Below are 19,252 nucleotides of genomic sequence, written 5' to 3'. Positions count from 1 at the left end.
GGCCATGCGCCGCCCACCAACGGCACGGCGCGCTGTTTACGCGAGACGGGGATAGCCCGTAGCAAGGGGTATGGCGCAGATCGAACTGGGGCAGGAGAGCAATGGCGGGCTGTCCCCGAACCGGATTGCCATACTCGCGATCTTGCTGGCCTGGATGACGCAGTTCGCATTGCTGACCGCCCAGATGGCCGCGGCGGAGAAGGCGGCCGGCATGCCGGTAATGACCTGGTCCGAATTGGCCGCGCGCGCCTGCGTGACGACGATCGGCATCTTGTTGTCGATCGGTATGGCGTTGCTGTTGCGCAAGCTGCGCGAGACACCGCTCGGGCTGCGCATCACCATGGCCGGGATAACGGCGGTGGCCGGGTCGCTCCTCCACGCGCTCGCCAATTTCGGCCTGTTCTCGATCCTTATGCCGGAAGAATCGATGAAGCGGGCCAGTATCGCCTCTTATCTTGCGGCGACGACCGTCTGGTTCTGGACCTATGGCGCGATAGCAGCGCTGCTGCTGGTCATCTATTACAATGCCGACCTGCGTGAACGCGACCGCCGGCTGGCGCTGCTGCGGGCGGTTGCGCAATCGGCGCAGATCAAGGCGCTGCGGTACCAGATCAATCCGCACTTCATGTTCAACACCCTCAATTCGATTGCTTCCCTCGTCGGTCGCAGGGAGACCGCCGAGGCCGAAGCGATGGTCGAAAACCTGTCGGATTTCCTGCACACGACATTGTTGCTCAATCCCGAGGACGACATTCCCTTGTGGCGTGAGCTGGAGCTGCAGCAGCTCTATCTCAGCATCGAGGCTGCGCGCTTCCCCAAACGCCTGCTGGTGGAAGTCGATGTGCCCGACGAATTGCGCGCCCTGCTCGTGCCGAGCCTGATCACGCAGCCGCTGATCGAAAACGTGATCAAGCACGCGGTGCGCAAGAGCACCACGCCGATCGAGCTTCGGATCGTCGCCCGCCAGGTCGGTAAAAACCTGGAACTCGTCATCCGCAACAGTTTCGGCGATGCCGCCGGCCAGATGCGGGGGCCGCCCGGGATCGGACTCGCCAACGTCGATGAGCGGCTGACGATGCGTTACCCCGGCGCATGCCGCTGCCTGGCCGTATCGGATGCCGACGGCTTCTACGTCCGCTTGCTCATGCCCGCGACGGGCGGAGCGGTGCCATGAGGGTGGCGGTATGCGACGACGAGCTGCTTGCGGTCGAGCGGCTGGTGAGGATGCTGGGGCGCATCGACGGCATTCGTGTCGAAGGCACCGCGCAGAACGGGCGCGACGCTCTCGCCCTGGTAGCCCGCACCTCTCCGGATGCGATCTTCCTGGATATCGAAATGCCGGCGCTCGACGGTTTTGACGTGGTGGAGGCACTGGCAGCCAACCCTGGCGCGGCTACACCGCCGCTGATCGTGTTCGTCACCGCCTTCCCACAGTTCGCGGCGCATGCGTTCGACACGGGCGCGATCGACTTCCTGATCAAGCCGGTCCGCTTTTCCCGCCTGGAGACCGCGGTCGGCCGGTTGCGCGACGTCCGCGATCAGCGCGACGCGCGACGCCGGCTGAGCGAACTGGCCGACCAGCTCGACACGTTGCGAGCCGAGGGGCGCGAGATCGGCACCCCGGCCAATGAGATCTGGGTGCACCGCCGCGCGGAGCGGGTGCGGGTCGATCTCGACGAGGTCGAACTGGTGCGCGCGGAAGGAGAATATGTCCGCCTCTTCATCGGCAGCCAGAGCTTCCTGCACCGCGCGTCGATCGGATCGATCGCGGCCCGCCTCGACCCCGGCCGCTTCATGCGCGTGCATCGTTCGTATGTCCTGCGACTCGACCTGATCGCCAAAATCCGGCGCAAGGCCGCCGGCGGCTATACGTTGGTGCTAACACACGGCGAAGAAGTGCCGCTTGGAAGACTGTATCGAGCAGACCTTCTCAAGCATGCCAACAAAAGCTTTACGCCGTCGTAAACTGAACCGGATGGGTATTCGCAAGGTCGATGCACATCCTTGTAAATCAACTGTTGTATAACTCACGCGCCGACGATCGATTTTCATGATGTATTCACATCGTCGTTTGTTCGGACGCCGCATACTTGTAGCCCCAGCCCATTCCGCGCCCGTCGATCTGTCGACACGCGGCACGCCAACAAGGGACTGCAACCATGCCATATCTGCCCGCCGCCCGGCCGGCTTTCCTGTACGCCGGCACCGCCTTGCTCGCCATCGCCTCTGCGCTCAGCGCGGCGCCGGCCCACGCACAGGATGCCGCGTCGGCGACACCGCCTGCGGCCCCAACCGCCAATGTCGACACACAGGAGATCGTGGTGACCGGATCGCGCCTCGCGCGCACCACGTTGCAGTCGACCGTACCCGCCGCCGTACTCAACAATGCCGCGATCGAGGAAAGCGGCGCGACCAACATCCAGGATGCAATTTCCCAGCTTCCGGCGGTGGGGCAGAATGCGTCGCGGTCCGACACCAATTTCGCAACCACCGGCAATGGCACGGCGACGCTCAACCTGCGCAACCACGGTTCGCAGCGCACGCTTGTCCTGATCAACGGCAAGCGCTCGGTTGGTTTTCCGGGCTCGTCGGCGACCGATCTCAACAATATCCCGAGCGACTTCGTCGATCGGGTCGAAATCGTCACCGGCGGCGCCTCCGCGGTCTATGGTTCGGAGGCGATTGCAGGCGTTGCCAATTTCATCCTCAAGGACCGGTTCGACGGCGTCCGGTTGCGCGCGCAAAGCACGCTATCCGACAAGGGAGACGCGGCCCGCCAGTTCGGCAGCCTCACCGCCGGCCAATCCTTCGCGGGCGATACCGGCCACCTGATCGTCAATTTCAGTTACGACAAGGACCATGGTCTGCGCTCACGCGAGCGCAGCTTTTCGGCGACGGACAACCCCAATCGCAGTTCCTACGCGGCGCAGGGCCTGTACAGCTTCGACACGTTGTTCCTGCGCGGGCCGACAACCTATACGTTCGACGCCAACAATCGCCTGAAGCAATATGAGGGCGCCAACGTCGATGGCTATAACCGCAATAACGACCGCTATCTGTCGCTTCCGGTGGAACGGTATAGCGCGGCCCTGATCGGCAATATCGAACTGGGCGGCTTCGCCACCGCCTATGTCGAAGGCGAATATACCCGCACCAAGGCCGCAAACGGGCTTGAGCCGCTGGCCACCGGCAACATCCCGCCGGTGCCGGTGACGGAGCCCGACGGCAGCCCCTATCCCGGAATTCCGCTGAGCAACCCCTATATTCCGCCCGCTTTGCTGGCGGCGGTGACGGCGTACAATGCGGCAGGCGCAGCCGCGGCGACGCCGGATGCGCCGTTCACGCCGGTTACCAATTTGCAGTTCCGGCGCCGCTCCAACGACATTTTCGACCGCAGCAGCTTCGTGAAGCGCGATTATTATCGCGGGGTCGCCGGGCTCAAGGGCGCGATCGGCGGGTCAAACTGGCATTGGGACGCCTATTACGAGCATAGCCAGACGACCGACCGCACCCATAGCCAGAATGCCCTGGCGACCAATTACGGCGCGGCGCTGAACGCGACGCGCGATGCCAGCGGCAATATCGTGTGCAGCGACCCGGTCGAGCGCGCCGCCGGCTGCGTGCCGATCAACATCTTCGGCTTCAACACGGTCAGCGCCGCCGCGGCCAACTGGCTGCAGACCGATCCGGGCCCGAGCCTGGGCGGCATCACGGCTGGAGCCCATGTCGAGTTCCGCTACAAAGGCGTGGTCAAGCAGGACGTCGCCAACGCGTCGATCACCGGCACGCTGTTCACCCTGCCGGGCGGGCCGGTCAACCTGGCGGCCGGCGTAGAATATCGCCGCGAGAGCAGCTCCGAATTGTTCGATCCGTACACGCAAGCGGGCATCGGCCTCGGCAACCAGCTGGCCAACATCGTCGGCAAGTTCAACGTCAAGGAGGCCTTCGGCGAACTGGTCGTGCCGATCCTGGCCGACCGGCCGTGGGTCAAATCACTCAGCGTCGAGGGCGCGATCCGCTATGCCGATTATTCGACCGTCGGCAGTGTCGCGAGCTGGAAGCTGGGTGGCGAATATGCGCCGAGCCGCGATATCCGCTTCCGCGGCGTCTATGCCTCGGCGACGCGCGCGCCCAATATCGGCGAATTGTTCACCCCGCCGAGCCAGACCTTCCCGGCGGTGACCGACCCGTGCGACCAGGGCCAGGGCATTGGCGACGACGCGATCGTCGATCCGAGCCAGCGTGTCGCTCTGCCGGCGGCATGCAGGACGATCCCCGGCATCCAGGCGCAATCTCAGACCGCGCAGGGCTTCACCTACTCGACCGCGCAGATCCAGAGCGTGAGCGGCCTGCTCGGCGGCAATATCGCGCTCAAGCAGGAGACGGCGCATACGATCACAGCCGGGGTGGTGTTCACGCCGAGCTTCGTGCCCAACGTGTCGCTGACGGTCGATTATTACCGGATCAAGGTGAAGGACGCGATCGGCTTCATCGGCCAGCAGACCTCGCTCGACGAGTGCTTCGCCAACGGCGATCCGTTGTTCTGCAACAATATCGTCCGCAACGCGCAGGGCTTCGTGACCGCGGTCAACGGCCTCAATCTCAACACCGGTTCCAACCTGGTCGAGGGTATCGACGTCGAATTCCACGCGCGCCGCAGTCTCGCCGGACTGGGCTTGCCGGGTGCGCTCGACTGGTCGGTCTTCTGGAATCACCTGCTCAAGCAGCAGCAGGTGCCTTTCCCGGGCGCGCCGGTGCAGAAAGAGGTCGGCCAGAGCGATTGCTATAATTGCGGGCGGCTGGGCTCCGGCTTCCACAACAAGATCTTCACCACCGCGACCTACACGGTCGGCGGTCTGACCCTGAATTACCGCATGAATTATTACAGCCCGGTGGTGGACGATCGCACCGATCCGGATGCCACGCGCATCCCGGCCTTCTTCTATCATAATATGCAGGTGCGTTATGATGTCGGCCCGAACCGGCGGATCGGGCTCTATTTCGGCATCAACAATTTCACCGACAAGAAGCCGCCCGTCTTCCCCGACACCAACATCGTGACCTTCCCCGGCACGCAAACCGTGGCCGACACGTATGACACTTATGGCCGCATGCTCTACGCCGGCGTGGAGGTGAATTTCTGAGTGGAACGGGAGGGGGCGAAACCCCCTCCCCGACCATGATTGCGGTTCGGCCCGCCGGATCGGTTGACGGCGCGGTGCGGTTGCGTCGACAAGGGCGGCGATGACGTTTCGATTTGGCCGGTGCGGGCGTCTTGGCTGACGCGACGATTGCTCCGAAGGCGCCGCCCGGGCGGCTAGCCCTGTACCTGATGCTGGGCTTTTCGGCGGGCCTGCCCTTCTACATGTTCAATGCGGTGCTGACGCTGCGGCTGGCGCGGCATGGCATCGACATCGTGCTCATCGGCTTCTTCGCCTGGGTCGCGCTGCTGCCGACGTTCAAGTTCGTATGGGCGCCGTTACTCGACCGCTTCGACGTGCCCGGCTTCGGAAGCTTCTGGGGAAAAAGGCGCGGCTGGATCATGCTGTCCCAGCTCGGCATCTTCCTGTCGATGGCGGCAATGGCGTTCACGTCGAGCGACAGGAGCCTGCCGCTGACCGCCCTGTTCGCGGTACTGCTCGCCTTCTGGACGACGACGCTGGAGGTCGCCGCCGACGGCTGGCGGATCGAGCTGGCGCCGACCAAGGCGGAGCAAGGGCCGATCGTCGCGGCCAATCTATGGGGTTACCGCAGCGCCATGGTTGCGGCCGGCAGTGGCGCGGTGTTCGTGGCGGGCCAGCTCGACTGGACCTGGGCCTATCTCGTCATCGCCTTTGCCGCCTTCCTGCCTTTCCCGATCCTGGTGGGAACCGCACGCGACGCGGGCCATGAAGGCAGCCGCTGGGCGGCGCTGGGAACGGGACTGGTGGCGAGCGCGGTCATCCTGCTTGCCTCGCTGGCAGCGACCGCTGCGGTCGGCTGGGCCATCCTCAACGTCGCCGCACAGGCCGGCATGACCAGCCGGACCAATGTCACTCCGGCGGTGCTCGCGCTCGCCTTGCTCCCGTTCGTCGGGCTGGCGCTGGCGTTGCCGCGCATCCGCCGCCTGGGGCGTGAGGCGCCGGCGCGGCGCTCGCTGGCGATCGGGCCCTATGTCGATATTTTCTGGCGGTTCGGCTACGCGACCCTGCCCGTCCTCGCCTTCGTCTCCTTCTACCGGATGGGCGACGTGATGACCCTGACCCTATCGCACCCCTTGTGGAATGCGCGCGGCTACAGCCTCAACCAGATTGCGATGGCCGACGGTGCGGTCGCCTTGCTGTCGAGCATGGTCGGCGTGGCGATCGGCGGCTGGATGGCGGCGCGCTGGCGCATGGGCGCGGCACTGGCCGGCGGCGCGATCGCATCCGCGTTCGGAAATTGGGTGTTCGTCTGGTTATGGCATGCCCAACCCAGCAATTTCGTGCTCTATGTCGCCGCCGGGCTCGATCAGTTCGCGCACGGCCTGGAGGGTGCGGTGTTCGTGGTCTACCTCTCGCTGCTGGTGAACCCACGCTACCCGGGCGCGCAATATGCCTTTCTGTCGGGCTTCGCCTTCCTGCTGCCCCGGCTGCTGGCGGGCGCGGCGGGATCGATCCAGCAGCAGATCGGCTATGACGGCTTTTTCTGGCTGTCGGGCGGCCTGAGCGCGGCGGCGATCCTGTTCCTGCCGTTCATCGTCAACGTGAAGCCGCGGCCGGCCGAGGCATGATCGACGAGGCCTTCGCACCGGCCGCTGCGGCAATCGCCGAGGGGCGGATTCCCGGCGCGGCGCTGGGCGTCGTCCACGCCGATGGGCGCCGCGCAATGCACCATGCCGGCATGGCGGCCTTGCTGCCCGAGCCCGAGCTGCTGACCGAAGATCATTGGTTTGACCTCGCTTCGCTGACCAAGGTCATCGCCACGACGACCATGATCCTGGCACTGGCCGAAGCGGGCCGGATCGACCTCGATCGGCCGTTGATCGACGCCATTCCCGACCTGCGCCAATATGATGTCGCCAATGCCGCCGAGCGCCGGCTGACCTTCCGCGACTGTCTCGCCCACCGCACCTTCCTGCCCGCGGTCGAGCCGATTTACACCTATGGCGGCGATCCCGGGCGGCTGCGCGCGTTCGTGCTGCAGCGCGAATGGCGGCATGGACCGCCAGTCTATTCGGACATTAACTTCATCCTGCTCGGCATCGCGATCGAGCGGATTACCGGCGAGCCGCTGTCGGCGTGGCCGTTGGGGCAAGGCCTGAGCTACGGCCCGCCCCCGGGCCCTGCCGTGGCAACCGAAGCCTGTTCGTGGCGCGGGCGCGTCATCAAGGGCGAGGTGCATGACGAGAATTGCTTCGCGCTGGGCGGTGCCACCGGTCATGCCGGGCTGTTCGGCACGGTCGAAGGCGTGTTGGGCTTCGCGCAAGGCCTGCTCGACGGTAGCGGTGCCACGCCAAGAATGCTGGAGGCGATCCGCACCCCCGTCCACGACGATCGCACCTGCGGCTGGGAGAAGAAGTTCGCCGGCTGGCACGGCGGCGATGCTTGCTCAGCCGAGACGATCGGCCATACCGGTTTCACCGGCACGGGCCTGTGGGTCGATTTCGAGCGCGGGGTGGCGTGGACCTTGCTGACCAACCGGGTCCACCCGACGCGGCATCGGGAGACGGGGATCCTGGACTTGCGCAGGGCGACGGGCGATGCGGTGGTCGCATCGGCCTGGCCCTCCGCCAGCGAGCGCAAAACAAAAAAACACCAGAAACGAACTTGATGATGTGGACGGGCGGACGGCGGAAACCGGGCATCGCCTCGGCTGCTGTCGAGCCCTGCGCGGCGTATCGCTGTCCTCCCCCTCCGTCGCCTTCGGCGCCACCTCCCCCTGGCGGGGGAGGATCACTAGGAGACGGCAATCCAATCCTCCCCCGCCAGGGGGAGGTGGCAGGCGTAGCCTGACGGAGGGGGCGGGCCGCGATCAGCCCTCGGATCGCTCGCGCCGCGCGAGCGCGATCGTCAAGATCTCGCGCACGACGCCGTCGAGGTTGGTCAGGACCTCGACTGCCGTATAGCGCAGCACATGCGTGCCCTGGATGGCGAGCCATTCGTCGCGCAGTTCATCCCGCAGCGGACGGTCGCCACGATTATGCGCTTCGCCATCGACCTCGATCGCCAATTTGGCCGGGGCACAATAGAAATCCAGGACATAGGGTCCGGCGGCGTGTTGCCTGCGGAAGCGTAAGCCAGCGTCGTTGCCGCGGAGGGCAAGCCACAGGCCGACCTCCGGCGGCGTCATCGCCCTGCGTAGGCGCCTGGCGTTGCGTCGGCTGCTGTCCGAACCCGCGAGACGCATCGTCGCCCTCCCCCTCCGTCGCCTGCGGCGCCACCTCCCCCTGGCGGGGGAGGATCACTTATTGCGTCTGCCCAATATGAGAAACAGCCGGCGCCTGCGATCGCCTCGCCGCGCGAAAGAGGCCGTACGCTTTGTGCGTACGTTTGTCAAGTGAGCGGCCGCACGCCATTACCCGGACCAGGGCGCGTGACGGAGACGATGTTGTGGAAACGGTGAGCGACTATCGGCTGGTCGAGCGCGTGCCGACGGTGGCGGAGCATGGACGCCTGCGCGTCGCCGCCGGGATGACGCCGCGCAGCGCCGAGGCGGCGGCGCATGGCCTGCCGGGCACGCTGCTGGGCGTCGTGATCGAGCGGGATGGCGTGGCGGTCGGGATGGGGCGCGCGATCGGCGATGGCGGGCTATTCTATCAGCTGGTCGATATCGCGGTCGAACCGACGCATCAGGCGCGCGGGCTGGGGAAAAGGATCGTCGGCAACCTGGTCGAGCGGCTGCGCGCGTTCGTGCCAGCCGAAGCCTATCTCAGCCTGATCGCCGATGGCGATGCCAAATATCTATACGCCCAGTTCGGCTTTGAGCCGACGACGCCCGCATCGATTGGGATGGCGACGTGGCTTAATCCGCCGGCGGATGATGCGGAGGTTTAGATGGCTAACCCCTTATCCAAAACGACAGATTTATTGGATTTGCAGCCTTCCGGTTTGAGGCGTTGAAATCGAGATGCGTATCTAGGTTGATCGGGGCGGTCGCAAACCCGTCAGCCGCTGAATCTCGGTAGATCTAGCGTGCATATCAGCCTCGTAGCTCGGGTTTGACCAGTCAGGTTGGATGCTCCCGCCACAACCGATTGGGTTTCCATCGACTAAGCTGAAGCAATCCGTCCAGACCCCAGCCCTCGCTATCAGGAGCCATTTGGAGTCAGGGGATAACACGATCTTCTCGTCACCAGTGAAACGCCCATCCTCCGAGTAATCCAGTCTCGCAACCTCCCGCCACCAAAAGCCCCAGCGGCCAATCGGCCGATAAAGGGTATATACAGCATCTGTGGGGATGGGCTCGAGGGCTAAGATGAACCGCGCTCCACTTGGCAAGCGGACGCTTCCCAGCATTGCCGGACCTCGAGCTAGCGCAAGCAGACCCGCTACGAACGCAATCGGCACCAGAATGACGAGACCAATCCTGCTTAGCCGCCGCAGCAAGGCGGATCGCCAGCCGCGCTGCATCCAAAGGGCAGTTCCAATCAGACCCAGCGGTACGAATACACCGCTCGCTCTCCACCAATCGGCCGGAACGCGGGGAATGCCGGGAGCACCTCGGGCATACGCCCGATACTCGGCAGCAGCGGCCCGCAGCGCATGTGACTGAGCGAAAATCAGAGCGATCGCGGCCGCCCATAGAAGCAGGATTACGAGATTACGCCACGGCGGTTTCGACGTGTTAGCGTCTGACTTCATGCCGCCATCATACAAGAATGTCGTCTTACGGGATACAGCACCTGCCATTCCGAAGACCGCATCTGGTCCTCTTGCTGTCCGCCTGCTTTATTAGCGTACGCCTAATTCTCGGCAGCTACGAGATTTAGGGCGTCCTCCACCGCCTTGGTCGCGACCACGCCTTGCGGCACGTCGTTGGCCAAGGCCGAAAAGGTCAGGATCCGCCCGCTGCGGGCGATCATGTAGCCCGACAAGGCATTGGTCTGGTTGAGCGTGCCGGTCTTGGCGAAGACCTTGCCCTCAAGCGGTGTGCCTTTGAAGCGGCGGGCGAGCGTGCCCGGGCCCTGCCCGCCGATCGGCAAGGTCGCGCGCCATTGCGCGCCCCAGGGCTGGGCGGCGACCCAACGCAGGAAGATGACGGTGCCGCGCGGGGCGATGCGGTTGTAACTCGACATGCCCGAGCCGTCGGCGAAATCATAATCGGCCCGCGGCACGCCCGCCTTGGCCAGCATCGCGCGCACCACCGCCAGTCCATCCGCGACCGAACCGCTGCCGTCGTGGAGCGACACGCGGCGCAGGAAAAGTTCGGCATGCAGGTTCTGGCTGACCTTGTTGGTGTGAATGAGGTCTTCCGCCAGCGGCGGCGGGGTGAGCTTGGCCAGCACCGGCTGCTGCGGCGCGCGCATCGGCGCAGTGCCACCGCGGTGCGCGCCGTCGTCCGCCCATTGCAGCAGACGGTGGCGGACATCGATCGTGCCGGTAACCCTAACACCCCGGGTGGCGAGCAGCGCCTTGAACCGCCAGGCGGCGTACCGCGCCGGGTCGTCGATGCCCATGTGGATCAGCTCGGGCTTGGCGGTCGCGCCAATCGTACCGCGCAGATGGACGAGCAGGCCGTTGGGATCGCGATCATAATCGAGATCGACCTTGTCGCCGGCGACGGTGACCGCGCGATTGTCGACCGCATAATAATCGGAAAGGGCGAGGACAGGCGGGCTGCCGATCGCGCCCGGCGCGACCGTCATCGCCACTTCATTGTCGTCGAGCGTCAGCGCCGAGGTGGCGGTACCCGAACCTGTCGGGATGTTGTTCCAGCTCATTCCCTGGCTCCAGCGCTCGTCGGGAAAAAGGCTGTCGTCGCCGATCACGTCGTGGACGACGCGCGCTTTGGCGGCGACGGCATCGGCGAGGGTGGCGAGGCAATCGACGGTGCAGTCGGTGGCGCTGGAGAGGCGGGCATCGCCATGGCCTTCGAGCACCACGTCGGGCGGCCCCCTGCGATAGTCTTCGAGGCGAACCGCCGCGCCGCCGGTCGCGTCAGGCCGGTCGAGCGCATCGAGGGTGGCGAAGGCGGCGGTGGTGGTGAACATCTTGGTATTCGAAGCCGGGATGTAACGGCCGTCGGGATCGATCGCGATCAGCTCCTTGCCGCTCTCGTCGGCGACGACCAGGCCGAAGCGGGGCCCCTGCCCCGCGGCATGGAGGACGGCTTCAACCCGCTGCTGCAGCGATGGTGCGGTTTGCGCGGATGCCGACGCCAGCGGCAACAGGATGGCGGTGAAAAATGTGCCCCACTTCATGGCCGCGAACCTAAAGCGGAAGCCGAGAAGAGCAATCGGCCAAATGGCTTGCTCCGGCCGGTACAGGGTTTCAGAAGACGGCGATGGACTGGACCGGATGGAAGCTGGCGCTGTGCGCGGCGGGATTGGCGTTGGCGCAGCCGGCTGCGGCGGATGCGCTGGAACAAGCGCTGGCGCTGCCAGTCGCGGGCGGGCTGGTGGGTGCGCAGGACAAGCCGCGTTTCGCCTGGGTCGAGAACAAGGCCGGCGTCCGTAACATCTGGATCGCGGACAAGAGCCAGCCGGCGCGCGCGATCACCGCTTTCAAGGACGACGACGGCCTGCCGATCTACGATCTGGAGTTCACACGCGACGGCGGCACGCTGGCGTTCGTGCGCGGCGGCGACCCGGAATATCCGGACGAGGAAGATGCGCCGAACGCCGCCGGCCTGGCGGCGTGGCCGAGGCAGCAATTGTTCGTGACCGCACTCGACGGCAGCGCAGCGACGCTGATCGGCGAAGGCCATGCCCCGGTTTTCTCGCCGCAAGGCGACCGGCTGGCCTTCACCCGGCGCGGATCGCTCTATCTGTGGCAACGCGGCGGTGAGGCTCGGCGGGTTGCCAAAGTCGCGGGCGAGGTCGGCAATCTGCAATGGTCGCCCGACGGCGCGCGGCTGCTGTTCACCGACAATCGTCGCGGCCACAGCGTGGTCGGTCTGCTCGACATCGGCGCGGACCAGGTGCGCTATGTCGATGCCGCACTGGGCGATGCGATCGAGCCGGTCTTCTCGCCCGACGGCCAGCAGATCGCCTTCATTTTCGCGGTCGATCCGCCTGCCGGTGCCGCGCCCGACAGCGGTCCCTATTGGTCGCTGCGGATCGCGGATGCCGCGACCGGGGCGGCGCGCATGTTATGGGCCGCGCCGCAAGGCGTCGGCGGGCGCTATGCGGGAACGCGCGGGCAGAACCTGTTCTGGAGCGCGAACGGCACGATCGTCTTTCCGTGGGAAGCAAGCGGCTGGATCCATGCCTATGCGATCGATCCCAACGGTGGGGGGCCGCGTGAGCTCACGCCGGGCGCGTTCGAACTCGACACTTACACACTCAGTCCCGATGGCAAGAACCTGGTCTATGCGGCCAATGCCGGCGACCTGGACCGCCATCATGTCTGGCGCGTGCCGTTGCGCGGCGGCGCGCCCGAGGCGCTCACCAAGGGCGATGGCATCGAATCCTATCCGCTGTTCGGCGGCGACACGCTGGCGGTTACCGCGACCGACGCCACCCACCCCGCTTTCCCTGCCCTGGCCGGACGCAAGCTCACGCCGATTGGCGCGGCGCCCGCGGCGAGCGGCTTCGTCACCCCGCAGCCGGTGGTGTTCAAGGCGGAGGATGGCGTAGAGGTTCACGCGCAATTGTTCAGGGCCAAGGGCGCGGGGCGGCACCCCGCGTTGATCTTCGTCCATGGCGGGCCGCGGCGGCAGACCCTGCTCGGCTTCCACCCGTCAGGCTATTATTCCAACGCCTATATCCTCAACCAGCATTTCGCGGCCGAGGGCTATGACGTGCTGTCGGTCAATTATCGCAGCGGCACCGGCTATGGCCGGACCTTCCGAGACGCCCCCGCAATCGCGCGTGAGGGCGCCAGCGAATATCGCGACGTGCTGGCCGGCGGCCGCTGGCTGGGAGCGCAGAGCTTCGTCGATCCGGCGCGGATCGGCATCTGGGGTGGCAGCTGGGGCGGATATCTCACCGCATTGGCGCTCGCGCGTAACAGCGACCTGTTCGCCGCGGGGGTCGATTTTCACGGCGTGCATGCGATGGTCCGGCCGGTCGAGAACAACCTCTCGCCCGATCAGCAGGCGGCGGCACAGCGGTTGCAATGGTCGTCGTCGCCGATGGGGTCGATCGACAGCTGGCGTTCGCCGGTGCTGTTGATCCACGGCGATGACGACAAGAATGTCGATTTCGGCCAGTCGATCCTGCTCGCGCGTGAGCTGGCGGCGCGACGCATTCCGTATCGCGACCTGGTCTTTCCCAACGAGCGGCATGGCTTCCTGCGTTACGCCGATTGGCTGACGAGCTATTGCGCGACGGATGCTTTCTTTCGCGAGATGCTGATGGAGAAGAAGGCGCGGTAGAACGCGTTAAAATTGCCGTTCGTGCTGAGCCTGTCGAAGCACTGTCCTTTCTTTCGGACAAGAAGAACGGCCCTTCGACAAGCTCAGGGCGAACGGAAAGGATCAGTCGACGTAATGCGGCTCCGGGTGCTCGCGCAGCGCTTCGTAATGAACGAGCGCCTGCTCGGGGCCGAACGGGACCGGCACGCCATCGCGGAAGGCCCATTCGCCGCGGTCGCAATCGGCGGCGCGGACGTAGCCGTTGATGTAGAGGCGGCGCTGATGATCGGAATGGTTCGCGCCCGATCCGTGCACCAGATAGGGGCTCCACAACGCGAAATCGCCGGGATCGAGCACGACCTCGACCAGATCGTCGGCGGACAGGCCGGCCCGCTCCAGCACATTATCGTTCATCGATCTGCCGAGCACCTCGGCGGTCGTGTCGAGATCGAGATCGCCGTGGCGGTGGCTGCCGCGGATGAACTTCATGCAACCGGATTCGGGCGTGTGCGGATCGATCGCAAGGCCGGTCTGGATGTAGGAGGTGGCGAGGTTGCGATAGGCGTCCGCCGGCAGCCGAAAACGGCTGTCCTGGTGCCAGGCGAAGTCGCCTTTGGCGCCCGGCGTCTTCCAGTGGATCTGGTTGATGATCTGCTTGAGATCGTGCCCGATCAGGGGCGCCAGCGTCCGCTCTATCCGCGGATCGAGGCGGACGGCGTTGAGCACCGGCTGGTGATAGGCGATCCATTGCGCCATCCGCACCAGCGGCGGCTCGCCCGGCGCGACATTGTAGAACAGATTGCCGTGGCGGAAACTGCGGCCATGGGCGACGCCTTCGGCATGGACGCGGTCGATCGCGAGACCGATCCCGGCGATTTCGTCGGCGCTGAACAGGCCGCGCACGATCGCATAACCGTCGCGGCGATAGTCGGCGACGATGTCTTGTCGGTCGATACGCTGTTGAACACCCACGATCATCTCCTGGGACAGACTTAAGGGCACGTCCCGGCCGTGGGACGATGCGGCAAGGCGCGCCCTGCCGCACGGCCGGTTAACGCACCATGATCAACCGCGACCACGCCGTTGACGAGCACGGTCTGCACGCCGGCGGCAAGCAAGGTCGGCTGCTGATAGGTGGCGCGCGCCGCATAGGTCCTGGGATCGAACACGACAATGTCGGCAAAGGCGCCGGCTTTCAGGTGCCCGCGCCCTGCGAGATGGAACCAGTCGGCCGTAAGCGCGGAGCTCCGTTCGATGAATTCGCGCACCGTGATGACGTGATCGGCGACGGCATATTTGGCATATTTGCGGGCGAACGTGCCGTAGACGCGGGGATGGCCGGTCGACGCGTCGGAATCGGTCATCACCCATGGCCGGCGCATGAAGGCGGCGATATCGCCTTCGCTCTGATTGAACGAGACGGTGCCGGGATCGGCGATGCGGATCACGGCGATGGCGGCGGCAACCGGGTCCATCGCATGGGCCCTGGCGACCTCGGCCAGCGTGTAGTTCCTGAACGGGCCTTCGACGATCAGCAGCTTTTCGGGGCCGCCGCGCTTGCGCAGATTCTCGACGATGCCGGCGCGCAGACGGCCCTGCAGCGCGGGATCGTCGAACCGCTTGACCAAAGCGGTGCGGCCGCCGTCCTGCGCCCAAAGCGGCATGAGCGAGGCGACCAGGCTCGTGCCGCTGGCCGACCAGGGATATTGGCTGGCGGTGACGTCGATGCCCTCGCGTTGCGCGGCCTCGACCCTGGCGATGATCTCCGGCGCCTCACCCTGCACGTCCACGCCGAGCGCCTTGATGTGCGAGATATGGATCGGGATATGGGCCTCGCGTCCGATCGCGATCGCCTCGTCGATCGCGGCCTTCAGCCCGACCGTGTAGGAGGATTCGTCGCGAATGTGGCTGTCATAAATGCCGCCGCGCCTGGCCGCCTCGGCCGCCAACGCCACCACCTCGTCGGTCTTGGAGAAGCTTTGCGGCGCATAGAACAGGCCGGTCGAAAGGCCGAGCGCGCCGTGGCACATGGCGTCCGCCACCATCGCCTTCATCCGCGCCAGCTCGGCGGTCGTCGGCGCGCGATCGGCTTCGCCGACGACCTTCTCCCGGATCGTGCCGAAGCCGGTATAGGTGGCGTAGTTGATGCCCACCGGACGGGTGCGGGCATTGCCGAGCACCTTGGCAACATCGATCGCGCCACCGCCGTCATTGCCGATGAAGGCGGTGGTCACGCCCTGCATCAGGAAGGCCGGCACCAGGCGTTTCTGCGAATCGGCCGACGCAAGATCGCCCCCCATATGGGTATGCGGATCGATGAAGCCGGGCGCGACGATCTTGCCGGCAGCGTCGATCGTGCGACGCGCCTGGACCTTCAAGCGGCGGCCGACCGCGGTGATGCGATCGCCGCTGACGGCGACATCGCCGACAAACGGCGCATCCGATCCGGTATAGATCGTTCCGCCGCGGATCAGGAGGTCGGCGGTCGCGCCCGAAGCGTGAGCGGGCAGTAAGGCGGCGCAAAAACCGCCCAGCAAGGCGAGCATTCTGATCGTCATGACGCGCTGCATAGGCCGCGCTGCGAAAATGGAAAACGGCTAGCGTCATCGATCCGCAACATAGTCGCGCGAACGAGGCTTATTCTCCGGGAGATTGTGGATGACGCGGCTGGGAATTTGGTTTGCGGCAGCGTGGCTCGCCGCCGGCAATTGGGCGGGCGCGACAGCCCAGGCCGCGCCGCCCCAGCCCAAATTGGTGGTGGCGATCGCGGTCGACCAATTCTCGGCCGAGTTGTTCCAGCGCTATCGCCCAAGCTTCACCGGCGGGCTCAGGCGGCTCGGCGACGGCATCGCCTTCACCGGCTATCAAAGCCATGCCGCGACCGAGACCTGCCCCGGCCATTCGACCATCCTCACCGGCCGCCACCCGGCCGCGACCGGTATCGTCGCCAACAGCTGGTTCGACGCGAAGAGCGGATCGAGCGTCTATTGCGTGGCCGTGCGCGGCACCGCCGATCCGGATGCGCGCGGCCCGCAGAATTTGCGGGTTTCGACCTTCGGCGACTGGCTCAAGCAGGCACAGCCGCAGGCCCGCGTCGTCTCCATCTCCGGCAAGGATCGCGCCGCGATCATGCTGGGTGGGCACAAGGCGGATGCGGTCTATTGGTGGAAGGACGGGATCGGCTTCACCACCTCATCCTATGCCGGGCCCGCCACCGCGGACGTCACCGGGCCGGCGGCGACGTTCGATCAGGCGCTGTTCGCGCGCTGGAAAGCCGCGCCGCCGAAGCTGTGGCCGAGCGACGTTTCCGCTGCCTGCCAGGCGCTGGCCCAGCCGCATCTGTTCGGCAAGCTGGCGATATCGGGCAAGGTCCCGCCCGATCTGTCGCTCACCGCCGAGAGCGGCGATTTTCTCGGCAGCGCCGATTTCCAGGATCAGCTGCGCGTCTCGCCGATCTTCGACCCGATGACGCTCGACTTCGCGGATCAGACGATCGATCGGCTCAAGCTCGGCCATGGCCCGGCGACCGACCTGCTCGCGGTCAGCCTGTCCTCGACCGATTATATCGGCCATCGCTACGGCAATGGCGGCGCCGAAATGTGCGTGCAGATGGCGGCGCTCGACCAGGCTCTGGGGGCATTCCTCGCCAAGCTGGACAGCCTGGGCGTGCCCTATGTGGTGGCGCTCACCGCCGACCATGGCGGCATCGATGCGGCCGAGCGCGCGAGCGAGCATGGCGTCGACGCGCGGCGCATCGATCCGGCCGCGTTCGTCAAGGCGCTCAACGATGCGATGAAGACGCAATTGGGCCTGGCCTTCGAGCCGATCGTCGGCGACGATCCGCAGCAATTGACCGTCAATGTCGGCCCCGACGAGGCCTTGCGGGCGAAGGTGCGCGATGCGGCGGTCGCCTGGCTCAAGCAACGGCCCGAGGTGGCGGCCGTGTTCACCGCCGACGAGACCGCGGCGGCGGTGCCCGCTCCGGGCACGACTGCCGACCAGCTCTCGATCGTGGAGCGCTTCCACGAAAGCTACGACAAGGAGCGCAGCGGCGATATCCAGGTGCAGCTGCTGCAATATGCCAGCGTCGGCATGCCGCGCGCGCCCGGCGATGGCGTCGCGGGCCATGGCAGCCCGTGGGATTATGACCGGCGCGTGCCGATCCTGTTCTGGTGGCCGGGGGTTGGGGCCGCGCAGCGCCCAGAGCCGATCGAGACGGTCGACATCGCGCCGACGCTGGCGGCGGTCACCGGGGTGGCAGCGCCGCAGGTCGATGGCAAATGCCTAGTAATGGTGGCGGCGACCTGCCGCTGACCAAAGCGATCAGGCCTGCGCCATGATCGCCAGCGGCCGGCCTTCGTCGTCCTTGAAGAAAGCCATCCATTCCTCCGTCCCGTCGGAGTGGCGATGGATCATGTGCGGCGCATCGAGAAATTCGATACCGCGGTCCGCCAACTGCTTATGCGCGGCATGGATGTCCGGCACGCGGAAATAGAGGATCGAATCGGCAGCCCCTTCCCCTTCGGACAGGAACAGCCGCAGGCCGCCGCAATCCAAGAAAGCGAGCTTTCCAAAGGAATATAGGTGGGTAAGCCCGAGCACGTCGCGATACCATGATGTCGACGCCTCGATATTCCGAACGCTGCGCGCGACCTGGCCGAGCGGGCCAAGCTTGATGTCTGACGCCATGGGCTCCCCCTTTCGATGAAGCTTGCTGTCGCGCCGTACGCCATCCCAGTGACGCAACTCGGCGCGCCGCTGCAGACCCAGTTTCTGCAGCGCGTTGGTAATATGAAATTTGACTGCATCGCGGCTTACGCCCTGACGCGCGGCGATCTCGGCGTTGGTGGCACCATGACGCACCGCCTCGACGACGCGCCATTCGGCGGCTGTCAGGATATCGGCATAAGGAGGCCGACCGCGGGGGCGCTTGCTCATGCCTCTCCATAACGCGGCTGAGGCGCATTTTCCCTCCCCGCCCTTGATTTGCCGCGCGCGAAGGGTCACCCCCCTGGAATGAGTGGTTACAAAAAAGAGCTGATCGAACTCCAATGCGCGCTGGTGCGGACCCAGCAGGCGTTGATGGCGAGCGGCGCGCGCACGATTTTGGTGATGGAAGGCCGCGACGGCGCCGGCAAGGATGGCAGCATCAAGCGCATCACCGAGCATCTGAGCCCGCGCAACACGCGCGTGGTGGCGCTGCCCAAGCCATCCGACCGCGAAACCTCGCAATGGTATTTCCAGCGTTATGCGGCGCATCTGCCGGCGGCAGGCGAGCTCGTGATCTTCAACCGCTCCTGGTACAACCGCGCCGGGGTCGAGACGGTGATGGGCTTTTCGACGCCGTCGCAGCAGGCCGAATTCCTGCGCGACGCCCCCGATTTCGAGCGGATGCTGGTCGAGAGCGGCATCACGCTGGTGAAGCTGTGGCTCGACATTTCCAAGAAGGAGCAGGCCGAGCGGCTCAATGCGCGCCGCACCGATCCGCTGAAGGCGCTCAAAGTCTCCGATCTGGATACCGTCGCGCAGAAGAAGTGGAAGGAATATTCGGCCGCGCGCAACACGATGCTGGAGCGTACGCACAATTCGATCGCGCCGTGGCATTGCGTGCGCGCCGACCACAAGAAGCCGGCCCGCCTCGCCATCATCCGCCATCTGATCCAGCGGGTGGCGCCGGCGGATATCGTCGCCGCGATCGACGTGCCGGACCCCAAGATCCTGTTCCCGTTCGAGCCCGAGGCGATCGCGGACGGCCGGCTCGCGCCATAAGCCGGGT

The 19,252-nt window shown here is 65.7% G+C and carries 14 protein-coding genes; 9 read left to right on the top strand and 5 right to left on the bottom strand.

The genetic code is table 11. From position 1 onward, the window contains the following. The first annotated feature begins 70 nt into the window (after window positions 1-70). The 5 genes from DX905_RS12520 (at window position 71) to DX905_RS12500 (ending at window position 7,791) form a co-directional block, all read left to right on the top strand. On the top strand, window positions 71-1,174 hold the full coding sequence (locus DX905_RS12520) for a sensor histidine kinase (protein WP_116091640.1): 1,104 nt from the start codon (window positions 71-73) through the stop codon (window positions 1,172-1,174). Then, a complete protein-coding gene (locus DX905_RS12515) occupies window positions 1,171-1,965 on the top strand; it encodes a LytR/AlgR family response regulator transcription factor (RefSeq protein ID WP_162875600.1) in 795 nt (264 codons plus the stop codon). The genes DX905_RS12520 and DX905_RS12515 overlap by 4 nt, the downstream gene beginning before the upstream one ends. 194 nt (window positions 1,966-2,159) lie before the next feature. Next, window positions 2,160-5,144, top strand: coding sequence for a TonB-dependent receptor domain-containing protein (locus DX905_RS12510; RefSeq protein WP_116091638.1), 2,985 nt, complete (start codon window positions 2,160-2,162; stop codon window positions 5,142-5,144). A gap of 131 nt (window positions 5,145-5,275) precedes the next feature. Beyond that, a complete protein-coding gene (locus tag DX905_RS12505; RefSeq protein ID WP_240320841.1) occupies window positions 5,276-6,751 on the top strand; it encodes an MFS transporter in 1,476 nt (491 codons plus the stop codon). Continuing rightward, window positions 6,748-7,791: a serine hydrolase domain-containing protein gene (locus DX905_RS12500; protein ID WP_116091637.1), complete on the top strand. Its 1,044-nt coding sequence runs from the start codon at window positions 6,748-6,750 to the stop codon at window positions 7,789-7,791. Before DX905_RS12505 ends, DX905_RS12500 begins: the two co-directional genes overlap by 4 nt. A gap of 201 nt (window positions 7,792-7,992) precedes the next feature. Here the strand turns inward: DX905_RS12500 and DX905_RS12495 are convergent, their stop codons facing one another. Beyond that, the gene (locus DX905_RS12495) at window positions 7,993-8,367 is read right to left on the bottom strand and encodes an endonuclease domain-containing protein (RefSeq protein WP_116091636.1); all 375 of its coding nucleotides are present in this window, start codon (window positions 8,365-8,367) and stop codon (window positions 7,993-7,995) included. A gap of 203 nt (window positions 8,368-8,570) precedes the next feature. Here DX905_RS12495 and DX905_RS12490 point away from each other — a divergent pair, with 203 nt between their 5' ends. Beyond that, window positions 8,571-9,014: a GNAT family N-acetyltransferase gene (locus tag DX905_RS12490; protein WP_162875599.1), complete on the top strand. Its 444-nt coding sequence runs from the start codon at window positions 8,571-8,573 to the stop codon at window positions 9,012-9,014. A gap of 908 nt (window positions 9,015-9,922) precedes the next feature. On the opposite strand, the gene dacB is transcribed toward DX905_RS12490, so the two are convergent. Further along, window positions 9,923-11,380, bottom strand: a complete 1,458-nt coding sequence (dacB, locus tag DX905_RS12485) for a D-alanyl-D-alanine carboxypeptidase/D-alanyl-D-alanine endopeptidase (RefSeq protein WP_116091635.1) — start codon at window positions 11,378-11,380, stop codon at window positions 9,923-9,925. 83 nt (window positions 11,381-11,463) lie between these two features. On the opposite strand from dacB, the gene DX905_RS12480 reads away from it, so the two are divergent. Beyond that, complete coding sequence (locus tag DX905_RS12480; RefSeq protein WP_116091634.1) at window positions 11,464-13,497, top strand: S9 family peptidase; 2,034 nt, start codon at window positions 11,464-11,466, stop codon at window positions 13,495-13,497. A 102-nt stretch (window positions 13,498-13,599) separates the two neighbouring features. Here DX905_RS12480 and DX905_RS12475 read toward each other — a convergent pair whose 3' ends face one another. Both DX905_RS12475 and DX905_RS12470 read right to left on the bottom strand, forming a co-directional pair. Then, window positions 13,600-14,448: a phytanoyl-CoA dioxygenase family protein gene (locus tag DX905_RS12475; protein ID WP_162875598.1), complete on the bottom strand. Its 849-nt coding sequence runs from the start codon at window positions 14,446-14,448 to the stop codon at window positions 13,600-13,602. Between the two features lie 20 nt (window positions 14,449-14,468). Further along, window positions 14,469-16,034, bottom strand: a complete 1,566-nt coding sequence (locus tag DX905_RS12470; RefSeq protein ID WP_240320840.1) for an N-acyl-D-amino-acid deacylase family protein — start codon at window positions 16,032-16,034, stop codon at window positions 14,469-14,471. A 100-nt stretch (window positions 16,035-16,134) separates the two neighbouring features. On the opposite strand from DX905_RS12470, the gene DX905_RS12465 reads away from it, so the two are divergent. Next, on the top strand, window positions 16,135-17,790 hold the full coding sequence (locus tag DX905_RS12465; protein WP_116091631.1) for an alkaline phosphatase family protein: 1,656 nt from the start codon (window positions 16,135-16,137) through the stop codon (window positions 17,788-17,790). 9 nt (window positions 17,791-17,799) lie between these two features. Here DX905_RS12465 and DX905_RS12460 read toward each other — a convergent pair whose 3' ends face one another. Beyond that, a complete protein-coding gene (locus DX905_RS12460; protein WP_162875597.1) occupies window positions 17,800-18,528 on the bottom strand; it encodes a LuxR C-terminal-related transcriptional regulator in 729 nt (242 codons plus the stop codon). Between the two features lie 9 nt (window positions 18,529-18,537). Between DX905_RS12460 and ppk2 the strand changes: the two genes are divergently transcribed. Further along, entirely contained in the window at window positions 18,538-19,245 is a 708-nt protein-coding gene (gene ppk2 / locus DX905_RS12455) for a polyphosphate kinase 2 (protein ID WP_240320839.1), read from the top strand. The last annotated feature ends 7 nt before the right edge of the window (window positions 19,246-19,252 follow it).

The organism is Sphingomonas crusticola (genome assembly GCF_003391115.1).
GTDB lineage: Bacteria > Pseudomonadota > Alphaproteobacteria > Sphingomonadales > Sphingomonadaceae > Sphingomonas_I > Sphingomonas_I crusticola.
This window is presented reverse-complemented; position numbering and strand designations above follow the sequence as displayed.

What these genes read in the sequence shown, in the direction of transcription:
- DX905_RS12520 (WP_116091640.1), top strand. Translation starts at nt 71, where the DNA reads ATGGCGCAGATCGAACTGGGGCAGGAGAGCAATGGCGGGCTGTCCCCG.
- DX905_RS12515 (WP_162875600.1), top strand. Translation starts at nt 1,171, where the DNA reads ATGAGGGTGGCGGTATGCGACGACGAGCTGCTTGCGGTCGAGCGGCTG.
- DX905_RS12510 (WP_116091638.1), top strand. Translation starts at nt 2,160, where the DNA reads ATGCCATATCTGCCCGCCGCCCGGCCGGCTTTCCTGTACGCCGGCACC.
- DX905_RS12500 (WP_116091637.1), top strand. Translation starts at nt 6,748, where the DNA reads ATGATCGACGAGGCCTTCGCACCGGCCGCTGCGGCAATCGCCGAGGGG.
- DX905_RS12495 (WP_116091636.1), bottom strand. Translation starts at nt 8,367, where the DNA reads ATGCGTCTCGCGGGTTCGGACAGCAGCCGACGCAACGCCAGGCGCCTA.
- dacB (WP_116091635.1), bottom strand. Translation starts at nt 11,380, where the DNA reads ATGAAGTGGGGCACATTTTTCACCGCCATCCTGTTGCCGCTGGCGTCG.
- DX905_RS12480 (WP_116091634.1), top strand. Translation starts at nt 11,464, where the DNA reads ATGGACTGGACCGGATGGAAGCTGGCGCTGTGCGCGGCGGGATTGGCG.
- DX905_RS12470 (WP_240320840.1), bottom strand. Translation starts at nt 16,034, where the DNA reads ATGACGATCAGAATGCTCGCCTTGCTGGGCGGTTTTTGCGCCGCCTTA.
- DX905_RS12465 (WP_116091631.1), top strand. Translation starts at nt 16,135, where the DNA reads ATGACGCGGCTGGGAATTTGGTTTGCGGCAGCGTGGCTCGCCGCCGGC.